Source organism: Kribbella sp. NPDC056951 (genome assembly GCF_042674205.1).
Lineage (GTDB): Bacteria > Actinomycetota > Actinomycetes > Propionibacteriales > Kribbellaceae > Kribbella > Kribbella yunnanensis.
In genome coordinates this window covers 126954-145517 of the sequence record NZ_JBHUQZ010000015.1, presented here as the reverse complement: position 1 = coordinate 145517, position 18564 = coordinate 126954, and the positions used below count along the sequence as shown (strand labels likewise).

Below are 18564 nucleotides of genomic sequence, written 5' to 3'. Positions count from 1 at the left end.
GGTCTCGGTGAACGGCAAGCGCGCGGTACGTCAGCCCGGGCTCGACGAGCTGCGGCTGCTCGCGAAGATCGCCCGGATGTACCACGAGAAGGGCATTCGGCAGCCCCAGATCGCGACCGAACTGAACCTCTCCCAGGCGCGCGTCTCGCGGATGCTGAAGCAGGCCGTGGAGGTGGGGATCGTGCACACCGTGGTGACCATGCCGAGCGGCGTCCACAGCGATCTGGAAGACGAGTTGCAGGGTCGGTACGGACTGCGCGACGCCGTCGTCGTCGACACCGCGGGCACTGACGACGTCCTCCCCGCACTCGGTTCGGGCGCCGCCGCCTATCTCGACATGACGCTCAGCGGCGGACACATCATCGGGATCTCGTCCTGGAGCGAGACGCTGATCAGCGCGGTCGACCGGATGCCGCGCAAGAGCGTCCCGGTGGTCGACAAGGTCGTCCAAATCGTCGGCGGTCTCGGCGACCCGGCGGTTCAGATGCAGGCCACCCGGCTCACCGCCCGCTTCGCCGAACTGACCGGCGCGATGCCGCTCTACCTGCCGGCCCCAGGACTGGTCGGAACCTCCGCGGTACGGCGCGCGATGATGAACGACGAGTCCGTTCGCGAGGTTCTGGGCACCTGGGGACAGCTCACCGACGCCATGGTCGGGATCGGCAGTCTCGAGCCGTCGCCTCTCCTTCAGCGCAGCGGGAACGCGGTCGCCGAACGAGACCAGGAGGAACTCCGCCGGCTCGGCGCCGTCGGCGACGTCTGCTTCCGCTTCTTCGACGAGGACGGAAACCACGTCCGCTCGAACTTCGACCAGCGAGTGATCGGTCTCAGCGCCAAAGAACTGCTCGCCGTACCCCGCCGCCTCGGCGTCGCCGGCGGCGACCGCAAGTACTCCGCCATCCGCGCCGCCCTGCTCGGCAACTGGGTCAACATCCTCATCACCGACCTCGCAATGGCCACCCGCCTGGTCGAAGCTCCCCACTGATCACATCTTCTGCAGGTAGAGGTCCCGGAGCAGACAGATCTCGGCGCCGTGGTGGATGACCTCCACGTTCGTGAACAACATCTTCTTCGCCATCGGCGCGTGGGCGAACGCAGGCGGCGCACCCTGCGGCCGGGAGAGCCCTTCCGTGCCCAGACCGCGTACGTCGGCAATCCACCGCTCGTACTCGTGGTCGAGTTGGCTGAGGGCCTCGCGCGCGGTACCGGCGTACGGGTAGGTCCACTCGTCGACAGGTGCACGCCCGAGACCACCTGTCGATGCGAACACGACACTCAGGTGTGCCATCCGCCACGCGATCGTCGTCACCGGCTCCGGATCGGGCTGGGGTTGTGCGTAGTCCAGGGTGAACTCGCCTGCGCCGAAGGAGATCGGTGCGGTGCTTTTGCCGCGGCGGCTGAGAGTCCAGCAGTTCGGGACCGGTTCCCAGAAGTACTCGTCGTCGGTCAGCCCATCCAGGCGCGGCCGGAGCTGCCCCTGCCAATGCGACTCGAGCTGATCGACCACCTCGTCACACCAGTCAACGTCCATCCCGAGACAGTACTTGGCAGTGGGGTGCTGGACTGCTGGCCGCTTAGGCTGTGCGCATGTCGACAGGGGGAGAGTGACAGTGGACGGCGACCTCGATGCCGAGGATGTGAAGGCGCTGCGGATGGCCATGCAGGGGCTGCAGGGGTCCGGGTGGCAGCCGCCGGCGCAGGCGGCGGAGTTCCGGCCGCAGTTCGCCGATCTGGAGTCCTGGGTGAACGGCTTCTTCGTGCTGACGTTCGCGCGGACGGCTGACCAGCGGTGGTGTGCTGCGTGGTGGGACCACGCTGAGGCGATGCTGCGGCTGGAGGCGCTGTGGCGGACCTGGGAGGTTGCGGCGCTCGACCCGGTGCGGGGAATGGCCGGGTGGATTCGTGAGCACCTCGATCCGAACCTGAGTGTGTTGTTCGGTGCCAACGGCCCGTTCGCTGCCTGCACTCCGGAGCAGCATGTCCGGCCGCAGGTGCTGCCGGTGACTCCGCCGCCGGACGGCTGGTGGAGCTCGTCGCACCAGCACTGGTGGGATGTGCTCGGTGAGGCCGACTGGTGACGGTCGATGAGACCCGCAAGAAGTTCCTGATCGAGCTGGACCGGATCCAGACCTGGCTGAACAACGAGCGGGTGCCGTTCGCGGTGGTCGGGAGCCTGGCGGTGTCGGCGTACACCGATCAGGGTGCGTCGATCGACTTCAACCGGCCAGGTGCCTACGACCTGGCCCAGCGGATGCCGGACGTCGACCTGCTCATCCCGCGTGACCAGGCGGCGAAGGTCGGTGCGTTTGCGGAGTCTCTGAAGAACCAGCCGTTCCCGGTCACCATCGAGACCATCAACGCCTACATCGACTACCGGCCGGAGTCGGAGCGGTCCTACCTGACGCACCGGCAGCTGCAGTTCCCGGTGCGGAGTGAGCTGTTCGAGCCGCGGCAGGCGAGGCTGCTCGGGCAGGAGCTCACGACACTCGATCCGCGCACCATGCTGCACACGTTCGGGACCGTGGGTGGTGTGATCCGGAAGAAGGACGTGCCGAAGATGGTCGCGCTGGCCGAGGCGATCAAGGACGGCCGGGCCGAGAGCCGCTTCAGTGAGCGTGACTGTGAGGTGTTCAGCCAGTACATGGTGGCTCGCAAGCGTCAGTACCCGGTCTTCATCGCGACGAAGCAGGCGTGGGAGGGTGCGCTCGAAGCGATGCCGAAGAAGGCCGCGCAGGCGATCAAGCACCACATCCTCCCGGCCGCGCACCAGACCATGGCGAAACTCAACCGCGACCGGGGCGACGACCGGAGCCGCTAGAGCGCCAGAGTGACCTGCAGACCGAGGTGGTCGGTCAGATAGTCGGGGCCGCCGGGCATCGGTAGTTGCTCGGTGAACGTGAGCTGGGCGGCCTCGACACTGATCGACGGATCGGACAGCAGTAGGAAGTCGATGCAGTGTGCGGTCTGGTTGGAGTGCAGGTACGACGCGTGGAACGTCGGCGGGCAGTCCGCACCGAACGCGTCAACCAGACCGGTGTCGCGGATGAAGTCGCCGTACAGGGTGCTGTCGCGGGCGATGTTGAAGTCACCGGACAGGATGGTCGGCCCGTCAATCGCTGCGACGGCTCGGCCGAGTACGGCGAGTTGTCCTTGGTGCAGGCGGTAGTAGCGGTTGCTGTCGGACCAGTCGCCGTCGAAGTTGGCCAACAGGTGCGTGTTGGCGACCGTGACCCCGCTGAGGCTCGTCAGCAGCACCCCCTTCAGCGACGCCTTCAGCCGCGACAGCCTGGGCAGGCCAACTGCATCCGCCGCTGGCGGCATCGGCATCCGCCGGTACGCAGTCCGGGCGATCGGCGTACGAGACAGCGTCAGCAACCCACCCGCCGGCCCAGCCACCGACCTGCGGTAGCCGGCAAACCGGTACGACGGCATCGCCTTTGTCAGCCGCCGCAGGTGGTAGTACGTCAGCACCTCCTGAAAGTTCACGACGTCAACGTCAGACGCCTCGAACACCGCACCGATCGCGGCGTACCGCTCACCAAGCCGCGAACCACGCAGCGGTATCCCACGCGTATTGAGCGAAGCGACAATCATCAGCTACTTGACCGCTAGTTCGCCTAGTTCGGACCAGTTGTCCTGGGGGAGTTTGAAGTTGACGATGCGGGGGGTTTCGACCAGGTGCGGTGGGAGGTCGTGCTGGGCGGCTTTGAAGTGGGCTGAGGTGACGTGGGCGGTGGCGGCTTCGTCGTCGGCGAAGGCTTCGACCAGGACGTACTCGTTCGGGTCGTCCAGGGAGCGGGACCAGTCGTACCAGAGGCAGCCGGGTTCGGCGCGGGTGGCGGCGGTGAAGGCTGCGGTGATGGTCGGCCAGTTCTCGGCGTGCTCGGGCTTCACGCGGAACTTCGCGGTGATGAAAATCATGGGAGTGACGTTAGCGCAGGGTGAATCCGGTACCGAGGGGGTCGTGCGGGTCGAGGGTGAAGGTGGCTGTGCCGGTGCGGTGGGCGGTGCCGGAGACCTCGGTGAGGAGGCCGGTGGGGGTTTCGGACAGCACGCGGCCGCGGAACGTCGTACCGACGATTGACTCGTGCAGCAGGGTGGTGCCGGGTGGCAGGAGGCCGTCGGCGTGCAGGAGGGCTAGGCGGGCGGACGTGCCGGAGCCGCAGGGGGAGCGGTCGGCCTGGCCGTCGGCGAAGATCGCGAGGTTGCGCTGGTGCAGCGGGCCCAGGTCGTCGTACAGGATGGTGCCGTACATCCCGTTCAGGCGCGGGTCGGTCGGGTGGACTGCCAGGTCGTTCAGTGCCCACTTGATCTCGCGGCCGATCTTGACCAGGTCGGCGTAGCAGTCCGGTGTGACGGTCAGACCGACGGATGACGCCGGTACTGACGCATAGAAGGCGCCCCCGAAGCTGATGTCTGCTTTGACGCCGGCTACCGGCACAGAACGAGCCAGCACGAACGACGCCACGTTCTGAAACGCCACACCGGCGACTCTGCCGCCGGAGCACGTCACTCGCGCCACTACCCGCCCGGACGGTACGTCGATCACCACGTCGGTGTCGCCGTCGGGTGTAGCGGGGACCAACCCGCTCTCGACGGCCCAGACGCCCAAGGCGATCGTCCCGTGACCACATGCGGTCGAGTAACCGTCCTTGTGCCAGAACAGCACGCCGAAATGAGCACCTGCATCATCCGGCGGTACAACGAAGCACCCGTACATATCCGCGTGCCCACGCGGTTCATTCACGAGCAGCAGCCGTACGGCGTCGATTGCCGCGTTCGACTGTGCTGTCAGTCGTCGCTCGGCGACTGTGGAGCCCGGAACCGCCGGTCCGCCAGCAGTGACGATCCGGAACGGCTCTCCAGCGGTGTGATAGTCGACAACGCTCACAGGCTCCACACGGTCAGCCTAGGCGGCGCGGCGGGCGGCCAGCAGTGCGCACCGCAGCTTCGTCTTGTCCGGGTAGCCAGCGGCGTGGCCGATCTCGTACACGTCGTGACTGCGCATGTTCACCATCGCTGCGACGTACCAGACCGGGTTTCCCTCGGCCAGCATGGTGATGATCATGGTGGTAGTGGTGTTCATCCTGACCCTCTCCTCTGGTTGCTCTTACTGGTACGTCGAACCAGCACCCCGGGAATTGACACCACTGCTCAGATAATTTGAAACGGTGATCGACACCGCCGACCCCTACTCCGCCTACGCCGCGCTCCGCACCGCCGGACCGGTGCACCGCATCGCCGGGCCGGACGGGAGCCCGTCCTGGCTCGTCACCCGGTACGACGACGTCCGCCGTGCGCTGGCGGATCCGCGCCTGTCCGTGGACAAGCGGAACGCGCTGCCCGGCAACTACCGCGGTCTGAGCCTCCCGCCGGCACTGGACGCCAACCTGCTCAACATGGACCCGCCTGACCACACCCGAATCCGAACGCTGGTCACCAAGGCGTTCACAGCCGGCCGGATCGACGCGCTGCGCGACCCGATCCGTCGTACGGCGAACGCTCTGCTGGAGCCGCTGCGCGGCACGGCCGATCTGGTGACCGACTACGCCGCACCGCTGCCGATCACGGTCATCTGCGACCTGCTCGGCGTACCGGTCGAGGCGCGGCCCGACTTCCGGTCCTGGACCGACACCATGCTGACGCCGCCCGGACCGGACGAGGCACGCGCTGCAATCGGGGCGATGCTGCGGTTCTTCGCCGGACTGATCGAGACGAAGCGGTCCGTGCCGGGAGACGACCTGGTCAGCGACCTGATCGCAGCACGCGACCAGGAGGACCGGCTGAGCGACGACGAGCTGACGTCGCTGATCTTCCTCATCCTGTTCGCCGGCTACGAGAACGTGGTGCATCTGATCGGCACCACCACTCTGGCGCTGCTGGACGACCGCAGTCGCTGGGAGCGCGTGCGTGCGGACCGCTCACTGCTCCCCGCTGCCATCGAAGAGGCGATGCGGTACGACGGTCCAGCGCCGCTCGCCATCCGCCGCTTCCCACTCGAGGACCTCGAGATCGGCGGCGTGGTGATCCCAGCCGGGGAGACCGTGCTGCTGGGGCTCGCCTCGGCCAACCGGGACGCCGAACGCTTCCCTGACGCGGACCGGTTCGACCTCGACCGGGCGGCCGGGGGACAGCTCGCACTGGGCCACGGCATCCACTACTGCCTCGGCGCACCACTCGCCCGGTTGGAAGTGGCGATCGCGATCGACGCATTGCTCGATCACGCACCGGGTCTCACGCTCGCCGTACCGCCGTCGGAGCTGCGCTGGCGGGACACCATCCGCACCCGCGGGCTGACCGGACTCCCTGTAAAGCTTGGATAAAACGAAGCGCCCCGGTCGATGACCGGGGCGCTTGTCCGTGTGGGTCCCGGGGGGAGTGGGACCTCCACACGTGGGGGGGGACTTGGACAGTAACAACGTCGCGGGGTCATGTCCGAACCATTTCGCGTTCTCTCGAAAAGCTGTCCGCTGAGCGGTGCGTTTCATGCGCTCAACGGCGAGTCCGCTTCCGATACAACGAAGTCGCGAGCACGACCGAGAACAGGAGTAGACCAGAGCACCAGATGAGTGCGCGGATGCCGTTGTTTCCAACCGGTGTTCCGGTCAGAAACCCCCGTACCGTTTCGATCACCGGTGTGATCGGCTGGTGCGTACCGATCGGCCGCAACCACGCAGGCATCGTGTCCGGCGGTACGAACGCGCTACTGAGGTAGGGCAGGAACAGCATGAAGAAACTCAACGTGCTGGCCGACTCCACCGACCGCGCGATCACTCCGAGACCAGCGGCCAGCCATGACAGCGCAACGACGTACAGAAGCAGCAGTCCGATCGCAGCGAGCCACTCACCAACACCTGCGTTCGGCCGGAAGCCCATGGCAAGTGCAGCCAGTACGACGATCGCAGTCGCCAGCGCGTTGCGCGCAACACTCGCTGCGACGTGGCCGGTGAGTACTGCGAAGCTGTGGATCGGTAGTGAGCGCAGGCGGTCGATCATGCCGGTGTTCATGTCGTCCGCAACTACCATCGCGGTGGACGCGGCGCCGTACCCGGTGGTGAGCAGGAGCATGCCCGGGACGACGTAGTTCACGTACTGCGTCCCGGTGCTGATCGCGCCGCCGAACACGTACACGAACAGCGCCATCATCATCAGCGGGAGCAGGATCGCTGCGAACAGCGTGTCCACGTTGCGGCGTGCCAGTCGCACACTGCGGTCGATCATCGTCGCCGTATCCGACAGTGCGGCGGCAACACTCTGGTGTGACATGGGTAGCTCCTAGGCGGTCAGCGCGAGGAAGACGTCGTCGAGAGTCGGGCGGTGCGCAGACACACGCTCCGGATGGAGGCCGTTGTCGCGCAGCAGGTCCAGCAGGTGATGCAGGTGCTTCGCCGTACCGTCGGACGGGACGCTTAGGACGTCACCGGCGTGAATGGCGCCCAGTACGGCGGCCGCCTTCAGCAGCTCCGGTTCGGTACCGAACCGCAGTTCGACCCGCTCACCGCCGACCTTTGCCTTGAGCGCATCGGCGGTACCGGCCGCGGCGACCCGGCCGTGGTCGAGCAGCACGATCCGATCGGCCAGCCGGTCCGCCTCTTCGAGGTACTGCGTGGTGAGCAGGATCGTGGTCCCGTCCCGGACCAGCTCGCCGATCGCCTCCCACATCGTCGAGCGGCTGCCCGGGTCGAGCCCCGTGGTCGGCTCGTCGAGGAAGATCACCCGCGGCCGGCCGACCAGGCTCATCGCGAGATCGAGTCGCCGGCGCATACCGCCGGAGTAGGTCTTCACTCGGCGGTCCATCGCATCGGTCAGCCCGAACTGCTCGAGCAGCTCACCGGTACGGCGGTGTGCGCCGGCCCGGCCGAGATGCATCAGCCGGCCGACCATCACCAGGTTCTCCCGGCCGGTCTGGTTCTCGTCGACCGCGGCGTACTGGCCGGTCAGGCTGATCACGCTGCGAACCGCGGCCGCTTGGCGGACGACGTCGTACCCGGCGATGCTCGCGCGGCCGCCGTCCGGGCGGATCAGTGTGCTCAGGATCCGTACGACGGTGGTCTTGCCGGCGCCGTTGGGGCCGAGCAGGGCGAGCACGGAACCCTCCGGCACACCTAGGTCGATCCCGCTCAGCACCTCGGTCCCGCCGTACGACTTCCGGATCCCGGTGGCCTCGACGATCATGATCCCCTCCTCACTGCGTATCCAATACGCTAATTAGCGTAGCAGGTACGCAGTGATGGTTCGCAAGCCCTAGACTGAGGCGGTGGACGAGCTGCCGGCCGACGTGGCCCTGATGTGGCGACTGCGGGAGACTCCGCGGCGCGGGCCGAAGCCGACGCTGAGCCTCGACGACATCGTCCGGACCGCGATCGAGATCGCCGACGAGGAGAACGACCTCGCCGCGGTGTCGATGGCGCGGGTCGCCGAGCGGCTCGGCAACTCGACGATGGCGCTGTACCGGCACGTGAAGAGCAAGGACGAGCTGCTCGTGCTGATGTCGGACGCGGCGCTCGAGCGACCCGAACCGCTGCCGGCCGATGTCGACTGGCGAACCGGACTGACGTTCTGGGCCGACGGCGTGATGACCGCGGTTTGCAAACACGCGTGGTACGCGAGGCTGCCGATCTCCGGCCCGCCGGCTGGGCCGAACAACCTGGCCTGGCTCGACTCCGCACTCGGGGCGCTGTCCGGTACCGGGCTGCCGGAGGAGGCCAAGGTCGGCATCGCGATGGGCCTGATCACGTACGTCCAGGGCGAGATCCGGATGGCGACGGACCTGGCCGCGGGGTTCGCCGACAACCCGGATGCGTTCCGCCAGTACGGCGCGACGCTGTCCCGAGTGATCGATCCGCGGCAGATGCCTGCGCTCGCGCGGGTGCTGGACGCCGGGGTCTTCGACGAGGTGGGCGACTTCGAGCAGGAGAGCGACCAGGACTTCGACTTCGGTCTGCAGCTCTACCTGGACGGCGTCGCCGCGTTCATCGAGCGAGTCAGCTGAGCTCGACGATCGCGTCCGCTGCGGCGGCCGTCGCGGCGATCAGCTGTGCGTTGCGTTCGTCGCTGCCGAAGGTGCGCTCGTGCGCTTCCGCCTGAGTGCGTCCGAACTGCATGTGCCGGGCCTCGAGTCGCTGGTGCCGCAGTTCCTCGGGAACCTCGACGTACCAGCACTGATCGAGCACCGTGCGGACAGTTGCCCACGGCATCTCGTCGAGCAGCAGATAGTTGCCTTCGGTCACGACCAGGCTGACCTCCGGAGCAACTCCGATGCTGGCGGCAATCGAATCCTCCAGCCCACGGTCGAATCGCGGCGCCCAGATCTGCTCGGTGGGTGCCTCCTTCAACCTCTTGAGCAAGGCGACGAACCCGTAGCCGTCGAAGGTGTGCGGCGCGCCCTTCACATCCGCGAGCCCGAGCTCCTCGAGCACGGACTGCGCCAGGTGGTACCCATCCATCGGGACCAGCGCGACCCCGTGCCCCGCCTTCGTCAACCGCTCCGCGAGCTGCTCCGCAAACGTCGACTTCCCGGCCGCCGGCGCCCCACAAATCCCGAGGATCCGCCGTTCACCACTGGTCGCCAGCTCCACCGCAAGGTCGAACGCGGCCTCCGAATCAAGTGTGCGCACCCGCAGATCCTAGTTCGACGGGCTCAGCCGCTGCCCGCTTTGCGCACGAAGGCGGACCACCGACCGCGCCCGGTGTGGCGCCGAGGTCGCTTTCGTGTTGCTGGTGGACGAGGCGGCGGGCGATTGAGCCGGTGCCTTCCAGTTGGAGAGTGTGCGGTGCCTCGGGTAGGCGGTGGCCGAGGGTGGTCACGGTGTCGAGGCAGCGGGCTCCGCCGAGGATTGCCCAGCCCGTGCGGTTCTCGGGACTGAGGTCGAGGTCCTCCGCCAGCAACAGGTCCGCACCGATCCACGCTCGGGTCTGCGTATGCAACGTGCCGCCGACCTCGCCGTACCGGCCGAGCACCAGCGACTCGCGGATCTCGGCCGTGCACCCGTCGTCCAGGCGCACACTCGTCGACCGCGTGACATCCGCATCCGCCGCGACCACGAACGGTTCGCCGTACCACTGCAGGCTCGCGCCATCGGTCAGTTCGATCGCCACGTCCCACCGCGCCGACGCGCCGCGCATCGCGTACGCGACCGTCCCGGCCGTCTCGACAATCTCAAGGCGAATCGGTCCGGAAACCACGACCTCGATCCGCACGTGATCCCCGGCGAGCAGCAGCGCACCGGCCGCCACCAGAGCGACCCGTACGACGCCAGCCGGCCCGGGGAGCCGTCGCGGTGACAAGTGATCCGTGATCAACACACAACGGTCGCGAACCGGATCAGCGACAACCTCAATGCGAGTGGGCATGGGTGTGCGAGATCAGTACGCCGTTCTCGTCGACGTGCGAATGCGGTGCCATCGGACCGGGGTCGACCGGCGTGTGACCGCCGTCCCGGACGACCTTGGTCATCGCCAGCACCCACTCCTTCAGACCCGCAACCGACGCCGGATCGTGTCGGGACAAGGCGAGTACCGGCTTACCGTCGCGGGCAGCCTCGGCATCCTTGACCATCTGCGGTACGTCGACCCCGACGTACTGGGCGAGGTCGGTCTTGTTGACGACGAGCAGGTCCGCCCGCGCGATACCCGGACCGCCCTTGCGCGCGACGTCACCGCCGCCGGCCACGTCGAGCACGAAGATCTGCGCGTCGACGAGCGCGGGGGAGAAAGTCGCGGTCAGGTTGTCGCCGCCGGATTCGACCAGTACGACGTCCAGCGGGGCGAAGTCGCGTTCGAGATCCTCGACGGCGATCAGGTTCGGCGTGACGTCGTCGCGGATCGCGGTATGCGGGCAGGCGCCGGTCTCGACCGCGCGGATCCGCTCGGGGTCGAGCACACCGGCCGAGCGGAGCAGCCGCGCGTCCTCGTCGGTGTAGATGTCGTTGGTGATCACGCCGAGGCGGAGTTCGTCGGCGAGTTCGCGGCAGACCGTCGCGATCAGCGAACTCTTCCCGGTCCCGACCGGCCCGGCGACGCCGAGCCGGAACGAACGAGTCGTGGTGTCAGGCCGTGTCGTGTCAGGCATGGAACAACCTCATTCTCTCGATGGCGTGCTGCTCGGCGAACTGATCGATCAGTGGTGCGCCGCCGGCGGGAATCTTCTCGATGTCGGTCAGCGGCGCGACGTCGTTGACGAGCCGTTCGATGTCGTCGTGCAACGCGGCCAACCAGGTGACCGCCCCGGCCGGATCGACCGGCAGCAACTTCAGCGAGGCGGCGACCACGGTCTGCGCGTCGTCGTACGCCACCAACCGCGCAACCTGCTCGGCCGACAACCCGGTCACCGCACCGATCACGCCGATCACGATCGGCCGCGCGATCTCGCCGTCCCGCGGCAGGTACCGCAGCGTCTCGGGCCAAACCCGCTCAGCCAGCCGCAGGTACGCCCGCCCCTGCCGCCGCGACGCGGTCCGCAACGCCCGGCTCGGCGTCCGCGCAGCCCACGCCGACTCGAGCTGTGCGAACCTGCGAGCCATCACAACTGCGGTTTCCTCACCCGCCCCCGCCTGAGACACCTCGGTCGGGCCATTTGTGATGGCCTCCAGGTCCGGACGTGCTTCGAGGGTCCTCGGGACATGGTGCCGAGCGAGTACGGCGACGGCGGCCTCGATCCGCGTCACGGTTCGCAGGCGATCGCGAGCGTACTCGCCGACCTCGGCCAACTGCTTGCCATCGGCACCCAATCCCGCACGAACCGCCGGCTCGAGTCCCGCCGACTGCGTGTGCCCGCCAGTCGGCAACCGCCCGTCCGCCAGCATCAACGCAACCACCTCAGGCGAACTCACCCAACCACCCCACGAACAGATCGGTCGCACCCCACCAGCCCAAGCCCAAACGCACCCAACCAGCAACCACCCACCGCCGGCCAACGCGACTCCCCACCAGCCCGCCAGGAACCACCTACCGCGGGCCGACGCATCTCGCGCCGACGCATGTGCGTCGACCGATCGCGGCAATCGCCGACTGCGCCTCGACACGACATGCGAGTCCGTCGACCGCGCCCGCCGTACTGGGGGCGGCGCAGCCTGCGTCCGTCGACTAGCCGCGCCAGCCCACCCGGGCAAACCCCGGTGGTCGCGGTTGGCGCCTCGTTAGTCGGAAGATTTTCGTCATATGGCGCCCAAAAATTACCGGCTAACGCGAGCGGGCTCATCAGAACATCGCGTAGAGCTGGGCGAGCGGGAGGACCGTCGCGGGGGAGGGTTCGACCGGCTCGCCGTTGACCGCGATGGCGAACGTTTCCGGGTCGATGTCGATCGACGGGAGCGCAGAGTTGTTCTTCATGTCCGCCTTCCCGATCGACCGCGTCGGCCGTACGCCGAGGAGCCGCCGACGCAACCCGAGTCGCCCGGCCAGCCCGTCGTCCAGCGCCGCCGGCGACACGAACGTGACCGACAGATCCGCCCCGATCGCATCCCCGAACGACGGTCGCATCAGCACCGGCTGCGGTGTCGGGATCGACGCGTTCGGATCGCCCAGCGCCGCCCACGCAATCGCGCCGCCCTTGATCACCACGCGCGGCCGAACCCCGAAGTACTGGGGATCCCACAACACCAGATCCGCCAGCTTCCCGACCTCTACCGAACCGACCTCGTGATCGATGCCGTGGGCAACCGCCGGGTTGATCGTGTACTTGGCGACGTACCGCCGGGCCCGCTCGTTGTCGGCCGGCAACCCGCCGTCGAGCTGACCGCGCCGGTGCTTCATCACGTGCGCGACCTGCCAGGTCCGCGTGATCACCTCACCGATCCGGCCCATCGCCTGCGCATCCGACGACGTGATCGACAACGCACCCAGGTCGTGCAGGATGTCCTCGGCCGCGATCGTGGTCGCGCGAATCCGCGACTCCGCGAACGCGAGATCCTCCGGTACGTCGGGACTCAGGTGATGACAGACCATCAGCATGTCGAGGTGTTCGGCGACTGTGTTCACCGTGTGCGGCAGCGTGGGATTCGTCGACCCCGGGATGACATGCGGGTACGCCGCGATCGACAGAATGTCCGGCGCATGTCCGCCACCCGCGCCCTCGACGTGGAACGCGTGGATCGACCGGCCCGCGATCGCGCCGAGCGTCGATTCCACGAACCCGGCCTCGTTCAAACTGTCCGCGTGCAGCGCGACCTGCAAACCCCAGTCGTCGGCAGCGCGCAATGCCGTGTCGATCGCGGCCGGCGTCGAACCCCAGTCCTCATGCACCTTGTAGCCAGCCGCGCCCGCCAGCGCCTGCTCCGCGAGAGCCTCCGCACTGACCGTATTCCCCTTGCCCAGCAAGAGAACGTTCAGCGGGTACGCGTCCAAGCTCCGATGCATCTGCTCGAGATGCCACGCACCGGGTGTGACGGTCGTTGCCTTCGACCCCTCACTCGGTCCCGTCCCACCACCAGCAACCGTGGTGATCCCAGTCGCCAACGCCTCATGCAGCTGTGACGGCGACAACAGGTGCACGTGCGAGTCGATAGCACCTGCGGTCAGGATCCGCCCCTCACCCGCAATCACGTCGGTGGACGGCCCGATCCGCAACTGCGGATGCACCCCGTCCGCAATATCCGGGTTCCCCGCCCGCCCCAACGCGACGATCCGCCCATCCCGAATCCCCACGTCAGCCCGAACAATCCCCCACCAATCCAGCACCACCACATTGGTGATGACGGTGTCCGGCGCCCCCTCCGCCCGAGTAGCCGTCCCCTGAGCCATCGACTCCCGAATCGACTTCCCGCCCCCGAACACAACCTCCTCACCCCCAGCAGTCCGGTCCTCCTCCACCTCGATCCAAAGATCGGTATCAGCCAACCGAACCTGATCCCCCACAGTCGGCCCGTACAAGGCCGCATAAGCAGCCCGAGAAATCTCAACCACAGCACACCACCCGCCTCGGACCGCCGTGCACGTTCGCCGCGTTCAATCGCAAAAGGCCCGCGGAGTCCGACTCAGCTTGTCCATCGGTGAGCGCTTGGAAGGACATGTCGTTCTCGCGGAGGAGGCGCCTGAGTCGGACGGTCTCGCGGTCGGCCCGCCGCGGACTCATTGGTGCCGACGGCAAGTGCCGCGCGATGCCGCGAGAGTCGAGGAAGGCTCGGCGAACACCTCTGCGAAGTTGACTGTCCGGGGAGGCAGGGATGTTCTTCAGATTGGAGTCGGCCGGGCGCATTCGACGCGTTGGGCACGGGGTCTCGCAGGTACGAGGCGCGTCGCCGGGTGTCCCCGCGGCAGGAGTCGCCGTGCTGGGCGCGTTCGCCCCTGTCAACCGCGCAGGCTTCGCGGGGTCCGACCCAGCTCGTCTATCGATGAGCGTCTCGAGCGACGTGTCGTTGTCGCGGAGGAGATACGTGAGCCGGGCAGTCTCGCGGTTGCTCAGGCGCGGACTCATTGGTGCCGACGGCAAGTGCCGCGCGATGCCGCGAGATTCGAGGGCGCTCTCCGCGCGAATCGCTGTGCTGGGGCCGAGACGCGATCCGCCGACGGCGACGTACGGGGTGTGTGGGAGCTCAGGCATCGCGCTTCACCTGGATTCCGGGGACGCGGCGTGCGCCCTTGAGGGCTACCAGGTTTACCTCGCGGGAGGCGCCTGGCTCGAAGCGTTGCGACGTACCGGAGGGGATGTCGAGGCGGTAGCCGGCCGCTACGTCGCGGTCGAAGGCCAAGGCGGTGTTGGCGTCGGGGAGGTGGAGGTGCGAGCCGATCTGGATGGGGCGGTCGCCGGTGTTCACGATCACCAGTAGCAAGCGTTCGTCGGGAGTGCGGTCGGCGTTGAGAACGATGGTGCCTGGGCGGACGCGGATTGCTCCGGGGGCATCGGCCGGGGCGACTGCGGCTGTGTGCGTCCCCTGCTCTTCCTGACTAAGTCTACTCGGCTCTGTCATCGCGGCCGCCTTAAATGATGGGGTTGTGGATAGTCACGAGTTTGCGGCCGTCGGGGAAGGTGGCTTCGATCTGGACGTCGTGGAGGAGGTCGGCGACGCCGGGCATGACCTGGTCGCGGGTGAGGACTTCGCGGCCGGTGTGCATGAGGTCGGCGACGGTGGCGCCCTCGCGGGCTCGTTCGATGACCCAGGTACTCAGCAGTGCGACGGCTTCGGGGTGGTTGAGGAGGACTCCCCGGGCCAGCCGGTCGCGGGCGACCATGCCGGCCACGGAGAGGAGCAGCTTCTCCACGTCGGACGGGGTGAAGTTCATGAGTGCGATGGTAGGACGTGGTCGGCGACCTTGTCGGTGCTCAGGCACAGCGAGCAGACTGCGGCGTCGTGGGTCAGGCAGGCGGCCATGTCGGGGCGCTCGTAATCCTGGCGGCAGACATGACACGTCAGTACGTCGCCTGACGGGTTGCCGTGGTCGTCGTACATGGGTAGGTCGAGGCCGTCGTCGGTACGGCGAAGGTAGTACTTGCCACGCGTGATCACGGCCAGCACCGGCGGTAGGACGAGCGCGAGCCCGATTGCGACCAGCGGGGAGTACGGCTTGATGCCGTCGCCGAGTCCACCGAAGAAGACCAGGATCGAGACGCCGGCAGCGACCCCCATCGACACGAAGCCGACCGGGTTGACGGCGTACAGCATGCCGCGGCGGAATTCGGGGTGCAGCGGCGACAGCTTGAGCAGGTACTTGTTGAAGACGATGTCGGAGGCAACGACCACGATCCACGCCATGCCGCAGTTCGCGTAGAACCCGAGGATCGTGTTGAGGAAGTCGAACATGTTCGCTTCCATCAGCACCAGTGCGATCAACAGGTTGATTGCCAGGAAGACCAGTCGACCTGGGTAATGACGAGTCAACCTTGTGTACGAGTTCGTCCATGCGAGTGAACCTGAGTACGCATTCGTCACGTTGATCTTTACTTGACTGATCACGACCAGTACGACGGCCAGTGTCATCGCCAGCCAAGCCGGCAGGAACCCGCGGTAGATCTCCAGGAACTGGTGCACCGGCTGGTTGGCGATCGCCGCGCCGTTGTCGACCTGTGCGATGACATAGACCGCGAGGAACAGGCCGATCGCCTGCTTCAGCGCACCGAAGATCACCCAGCCCGGACCGGCGAGCAGCATGGCGGTCCACCAGCGGCGCGAGTTCTCGGGGGTCTTGGGCGGCATGAAACGCAGGTAGTCGATCTGCTCAGCGATCTGGGCGATCAGCGACAGACAGACACCGGCCGCGAGCAGCATCGAGCCGAAGTTCGCATCGGGGCCGTAGTCGAGGAAGGTCGAGACCGACTCCGGGTGCGAGACGACGAGGTACACGAACGGCAGCACCATCAGGATCAGCCAGAGCGGCGTGGTCCAGACCTGCAGCGTGGACAGCACCTTCATCCCGTAGATGACCAGCGGGAAGATCACCAGCGTGGACACGGCATACCCGAGCCACAACGGCACACCGAGCCCGAGTTCCAGCCCTTGCGCCATGATCGAGCCTTCGAGCGCGAAGAAGATGAACGTGAACGACGCGAAGATCACGTTGGTGACGACCGAGCCGTAGTACCCGAAGCCGCTGCCGCGGGTGATCAGGTCGAGGTCGATGTTGTACCGGGCGGCGTAGTACGCGAGCGGCAGCCCGGTCGCGAAGATCACCACCGCGAAGATGCCGATCCCCCACAGCGCGTTGGTGGTCCCGTACGCGATGCCGATGTTCGCACCGATCGCGAAGTCGGCCAGGTAGGCGATCCCGCCGAGCGCCGAGACGGCGACGACGCCGGTCGACCAGCGGCGGTAACTGCGCGGCGCGAACCGCAGGGTGTAGTCCTCGAGCGTCTCGCGGGTCGCGGCGGACTGGGTCGGCTCGGCGGTGGTGCGATGGTCGAGCGAGGGTTCAACAGACATGGCGGAACTCCTGGCGGCACCTTCGGGCGAGTGGTGCTCCGGCGGGCCGGCGACGCTGCCGGCGGGCGATGCACCCGAATGGAAGGAACCTAGGAAGCGCGTGTTACCGCTGTGTTGCCGATCCGCTACGTTCGTGTATTTCCATCTGGAAGTAATCCGCCAGCTCGGCTTCGAGCTCCCGCTGTACGGCGCTCACCCGGATCGCGACCGTGGATCCGACCGGCGACAGCGCGGCGACGATCCGGCGCTTGTCGGCCGCGTGCACCCGGCGCACGATCAGACCGCGCTCGACGAGCTTGTCCACGTGCCGCGTCAGACTGGCCGCAGGCAGCACGGCGGCCTCCGCCAGCACGGACATCGGCTGGCCCGGTTCCTCGTGCAGCGCGGCCATGATCCGCCACTGCTCGATCGTCAGTTCGAACTCGTCGAGGAGCTCCTGCAGACCGAGCTCGATCCGGCGCTCGGCACGCTTGAGCAGCAGTAACAGACTGGTCGGCACGGCACCCCCTCGGTCTACGTGGTGGGAAATATAGCCGTTCGCTCGAACATCCGCCTCCGATTCGGTCACACTGGGCAGGTGCGACGTACCGACGTGGTCTCGATCGCTTTCGTCGTGCCGCAGCAAGGCCCGACCGGTCTGTACGGACCCTCCTGCCTGGCCTGCGGCCAACTCGCCGTCGAGCAACTGAATGCCCGCAACGGCATCGCCGGGAGACAGGTCGAGCTCGTGTACGTCGATGCCGGTCGCCCGGCCGAGGTGGTTGCGGACGAGGTCGGCCGACTCGTGGACAGCGGCCGGGTGGATGCGGTCGCGGGCTGGCACATCTCGGCGGTCCGGGTCGCGCTGGCCCGGCGGATCGGTGGGCGGGTCGTGTATGCGTTCGCGGCGATGCACGAAGGCGGTGACGATACGCCCGGGGTCTTCCTGCTGGGGGAGCGCCCGGTGAACCAGTTGCTGCCGGCCGCGGCCTGGTTGCGCGAGCACCACGGTGCGCGGCGGTGGGTTGTCGTGGGCAACGATTATGTCTATCCGCGCGTGACCGGCGCGGTGGCTCAGGAAACCTTGCGGGACAAGGGTTCCGAGATCATCCGCTCGGCATACGTCCCACTCGGTACGTCGGACTTCCGCGGCGTACTGGATGAGCTGCGGAGGACGCCGGCCGACGGTGTGATCATGCTGCTGATGGGGCAGGATGCGGTGCACTTCAACCGGCAGTTCGCTCGCGCCGGGCTGAGTGATCGGATGTTGCGGCTCAGCCCGGCGATCGAGGAGAACACGCTCCTCGGCGCCGGTGCTGGAGCCAACGACGGGTTGTTCGCAGCGGCGGCGTACTTCGACGGGACACACACTGTCGAGAGTGGTGAGTTCGCGCGGACCTACTACGCCCGATTCGGTCCGTTCGCGCCGGCACTGAACGCGGTGGGTGAGTCCTGCTACGAGGCGATCCGGTTCTTGGCCCGCCTCGGGGAGGTCGCGGGGTCGATCGACATCGGCTCGGTCGCCGCGCTGCCCAGCGGTCATTTCTACGACAGCCCGCGCGGCCTCATGCGCCTGGACGGCAACCTGCTCGACCAGGACGTCTACCTAGCCGCAGCCGACGGCCTCCAATTCACCATCCAGGACCAAATCGCCCACACGGGCTAGGCCCACCGCCTGGCACGGGATGCTGCGGCCGCGGCCGATCTGCACACGGACAGGACGTATACGTGT

Annotated in this window: 22 protein-coding genes; 6 read left to right on the top strand and 16 right to left on the bottom strand. The window is 67.3% G+C overall.

Annotated features, from left to right (window positions below):
* The first annotated feature begins 7 nt into the window (after nucleotides 1–7).
* Complete coding sequence (locus tag ACFTSF_RS37065; RefSeq protein ID WP_380159757.1) at nucleotides 8–985, top strand: sugar-binding transcriptional regulator; 978 nt, start codon at nucleotides 8–10, stop codon at nucleotides 983–985.
* Here the strand turns inward: ACFTSF_RS37065 and ACFTSF_RS37060 are convergent, their stop codons facing one another.
* Nucleotides 986–1531 (bottom strand): DinB family protein, encoded by a 546-nt coding sequence (locus tag ACFTSF_RS37060; protein WP_380159755.1) that lies wholly within the window; start codon nucleotides 1529–1531, stop codon nucleotides 986–988.
* Nucleotides 1532–1610: 79 nt separating this feature from the next.
* Here ACFTSF_RS37060 and ACFTSF_RS37055 point away from each other — a divergent pair, with 79 nt between their 5' ends.
* Complete coding sequence (locus tag ACFTSF_RS37055) at nucleotides 1611–2078, top strand: DUF4913 domain-containing protein (RefSeq protein ID WP_380159753.1); 468 nt, start codon at nucleotides 1611–1613, stop codon at nucleotides 2076–2078.
* Entirely contained in the window at nucleotides 2075–2818 is a 744-nt protein-coding gene (locus ACFTSF_RS37050; RefSeq protein ID WP_380159752.1) for a hypothetical protein, read from the top strand. Before ACFTSF_RS37055 ends, ACFTSF_RS37050 begins: the two co-directional genes overlap by 4 nt.
* On the opposite strand, the gene ACFTSF_RS37045 is transcribed toward ACFTSF_RS37050, so the two are convergent.
* Genes ACFTSF_RS37045 through ACFTSF_RS37030 form a run of 4 tightly spaced genes read right to left on the bottom strand, consistent with a single transcriptional unit; the run spans nucleotide 2815 to nucleotide 5086 of the window.
* Nucleotides 2815–3594, bottom strand: a complete 780-nt coding sequence (locus ACFTSF_RS37045) for an endonuclease/exonuclease/phosphatase family protein (RefSeq protein ID WP_380159750.1) — start codon at nucleotides 3592–3594, stop codon at nucleotides 2815–2817. The genes ACFTSF_RS37050 and ACFTSF_RS37045 overlap by 4 nt on opposite strands.
* Nucleotides 3595–3597: 3 nt before the next feature.
* Entirely contained in the window at nucleotides 3598–3921 is a 324-nt protein-coding gene (locus ACFTSF_RS37040) for a putative quinol monooxygenase (protein WP_344143856.1), read from the bottom strand.
* 10 nt (nucleotides 3922–3931) lie between these two features.
* A complete protein-coding gene (locus ACFTSF_RS37035) occupies nucleotides 3932–4900 on the bottom strand; it encodes a proline racemase family protein (protein ID WP_380159747.1) in 969 nt (322 codons plus the stop codon).
* A gap of 9 nt (nucleotides 4901–4909) precedes the next feature.
* Nucleotides 4910–5086 (bottom strand): hypothetical protein, encoded by a 177-nt coding sequence (locus ACFTSF_RS37030; protein ID WP_380159745.1) that lies wholly within the window; start codon nucleotides 5084–5086, stop codon nucleotides 4910–4912.
* Between the two features lie 85 nt (nucleotides 5087–5171).
* On the opposite strand from ACFTSF_RS37030, the gene ACFTSF_RS37025 reads away from it, so the two are divergent.
* Nucleotides 5172–6323 (top strand): cytochrome P450, encoded by a 1152-nt coding sequence (locus ACFTSF_RS37025; protein ID WP_380159743.1) that lies wholly within the window; start codon nucleotides 5172–5174, stop codon nucleotides 6321–6323.
* A gap of 169 nt (nucleotides 6324–6492) precedes the next feature.
* Here ACFTSF_RS37025 and ACFTSF_RS37020 read toward each other — a convergent pair whose 3' ends face one another.
* Both ACFTSF_RS37020 and ACFTSF_RS37015 read right to left on the bottom strand, forming a co-directional pair.
* The gene (locus ACFTSF_RS37020) at nucleotides 6493–7266 is read right to left on the bottom strand and encodes an ABC transporter permease (protein ID WP_380159742.1); all 774 of its coding nucleotides are present in this window, start codon (nucleotides 7264–7266) and stop codon (nucleotides 6493–6495) included.
* A gap of 9 nt (nucleotides 7267–7275) precedes the next feature.
* The gene (locus ACFTSF_RS37015) at nucleotides 7276–8175 is read right to left on the bottom strand and encodes an ATP-binding cassette domain-containing protein (protein WP_380159740.1); all 900 of its coding nucleotides are present in this window, start codon (nucleotides 8173–8175) and stop codon (nucleotides 7276–7278) included.
* An 82-nt stretch (nucleotides 8176–8257) separates the two neighbouring features.
* On the opposite strand from ACFTSF_RS37015, the gene ACFTSF_RS37010 reads away from it, so the two are divergent.
* A complete protein-coding gene (locus ACFTSF_RS37010; protein WP_380159738.1) occupies nucleotides 8258–8992 on the top strand; it encodes a TetR/AcrR family transcriptional regulator in 735 nt (244 codons plus the stop codon).
* Here the strand turns inward: ACFTSF_RS37010 and ACFTSF_RS37005 are convergent.
* The 9 genes from ACFTSF_RS37005 to ACFTSF_RS36965 all read right to left on the bottom strand — a co-directional run bounded on the left by ACFTSF_RS37005 (nucleotide 8985) and on the right by ACFTSF_RS36965 (nucleotide 17352).
* Nucleotides 8985–9617 (bottom strand): nucleoside/nucleotide kinase family protein, encoded by a 633-nt coding sequence (locus tag ACFTSF_RS37005; protein WP_380159736.1) that lies wholly within the window; start codon nucleotides 9615–9617, stop codon nucleotides 8985–8987. The two genes, ACFTSF_RS37010 and ACFTSF_RS37005, sit on opposite strands and share 8 nt — an antisense overlap.
* Complete coding sequence (locus ACFTSF_RS37000; RefSeq protein WP_380159734.1) at nucleotides 9604–10302, bottom strand: urease accessory protein UreD; 699 nt, start codon at nucleotides 10300–10302, stop codon at nucleotides 9604–9606. Before ACFTSF_RS37000 ends, ACFTSF_RS37005 begins: the two co-directional genes overlap by 14 nt.
* Before the next feature lie 34 nt (nucleotides 10303–10336).
* Complete coding sequence (gene ureG / locus ACFTSF_RS36995; protein ID WP_380159732.1) at nucleotides 10337–11071, bottom strand: urease accessory protein UreG; 735 nt, start codon at nucleotides 11069–11071, stop codon at nucleotides 10337–10339.
* The gene (locus ACFTSF_RS36990; RefSeq protein ID WP_380159730.1) at nucleotides 11064–11831 is read right to left on the bottom strand and encodes an urease accessory protein UreF; all 768 of its coding nucleotides are present in this window, start codon (nucleotides 11829–11831) and stop codon (nucleotides 11064–11066) included. The genes ureG and ACFTSF_RS36990 overlap by 8 nt, the downstream gene beginning before the upstream one ends.
* A 367-nt stretch (nucleotides 11832–12198) precedes the next feature.
* Complete coding sequence (locus tag ACFTSF_RS36985; RefSeq protein WP_380159728.1) at nucleotides 12199–13902, bottom strand: urease subunit alpha; 1704 nt, start codon at nucleotides 13900–13902, stop codon at nucleotides 12199–12201.
* Nucleotides 13903–14531: 629 nt separating this feature from the next.
* A complete protein-coding gene (ureB, locus tag ACFTSF_RS36980) occupies nucleotides 14532–14906 on the bottom strand; it encodes an urease subunit beta (RefSeq protein WP_380159726.1) in 375 nt (124 codons plus the stop codon).
* A 10-nt stretch (nucleotides 14907–14916) separates the two neighbouring features.
* A complete protein-coding gene (locus ACFTSF_RS36975) occupies nucleotides 14917–15219 on the bottom strand; it encodes an urease subunit gamma (RefSeq protein WP_344143888.1) in 303 nt (100 codons plus the stop codon).
* Nucleotides 15216–16853, bottom strand: coding sequence for a hypothetical protein (locus ACFTSF_RS36970; RefSeq protein ID WP_344143890.1), 1638 nt, complete (start codon nucleotides 16851–16853; stop codon nucleotides 15216–15218). The genes ACFTSF_RS36975 and ACFTSF_RS36970 overlap by 4 nt, the downstream gene beginning before the upstream one ends.
* A gap of 103 nt (nucleotides 16854–16956) precedes the next feature.
* On the bottom strand, nucleotides 16957–17352 hold the full coding sequence (locus tag ACFTSF_RS36965) for a MarR family winged helix-turn-helix transcriptional regulator (RefSeq protein ID WP_380159723.1): 396 nt from the start codon (nucleotides 17350–17352) through the stop codon (nucleotides 16957–16959).
* 78 nt (nucleotides 17353–17430) lie between these two features.
* Here ACFTSF_RS36965 and ACFTSF_RS36960 point away from each other — a divergent pair, with 78 nt between their 5' ends.
* The gene (locus tag ACFTSF_RS36960) at nucleotides 17431–18498 is read left to right on the top strand and encodes a substrate-binding domain-containing protein (protein WP_380159721.1); all 1068 of its coding nucleotides are present in this window, start codon (nucleotides 17431–17433) and stop codon (nucleotides 18496–18498) included.
* Nucleotides 18499–18564 lie beyond the last annotated feature (66 nt).